The 747-nt window shown below is 44.7% G+C and carries 1 protein-coding gene; it reads left to right on the forward strand.

Translation table 11 applies throughout. The features are described 5' to 3' along the window. Positions 1 to 287: 287 nt before the first annotated feature. A partial coding sequence (locus tag BO222_RS08240) for a transposase (protein WP_075820061.1) occupies positions 288 to 747 on the forward strand: 460 nt, incomplete at its 3' end.

Below are 747 nucleotides of genomic sequence, written 5' to 3' on the forward strand. Positions count from 1 at the left end.
GAACTGGTGATGAACAGATTCCAGAAATGGCGCGGTTCAGTTATACCGGCTGATGTCATTGACAGCGTTCTTCCCTGGAATGATGAAATCAGAGAACTCTGTGCTCTGTCAGTCTGAATCAATAATACTTCAATGTAAAAAAGGCGAAGTTCTTTGCGTCCTGCAGCTTTCCTGAGAGGAAAGTTTCAGAATCCATAAGATTCTTCGCCTTTAATGGTATATAGGCAATTTCGTTTCGGGCAACCCGTCAAATATAAAGAAGTTACTATAACTCGATTCAGGGCCGTTTGCCACTGCTCCATTCTCTCTTCCCTCATATTGAGATGGATTCTGTCTTCACTACTGTCAGTTCCTTTGTCGATGATTATCTCGACCTTGCCCTTTATCCTTCTTTTGCCTCCTGGCCAGCCTGCCATTTCCCAGCAGACGCCATGCTCAAAGCCGCTCTGATTTCTTTTACTCTTTATGGCTACTGCTCTTTGCGGCAGCAGGAAGAACTTTATTCTCACGACATCCGTCTGCTCTGCCTTTTCAATGGCGAAACTCCTTCTTACGGTACAATTTCCCGCTTTCAGAAGGAATGCCTTACTCCATGCATGGAGGATCTCTTTACGGAATTCAACCGCTATGCCGAACAGAATGATCCTCAGATAGACTCTTCTGTCCTTTATCTGGATGGAACAAAAATTGAAGCCAACGCCAACAAGATGACATTCGTCTGGACAAAGGCCACTCAGAAATATCTGG

The sequence above is a fragment of the Ileibacterium valens genome (assembly GCF_001945525.1).
GTDB classification, from domain to species: Bacteria; Bacillota_I; Bacilli_A; order Erysipelotrichales; family Erysipelotrichaceae; genus Ileibacterium; species Ileibacterium valens.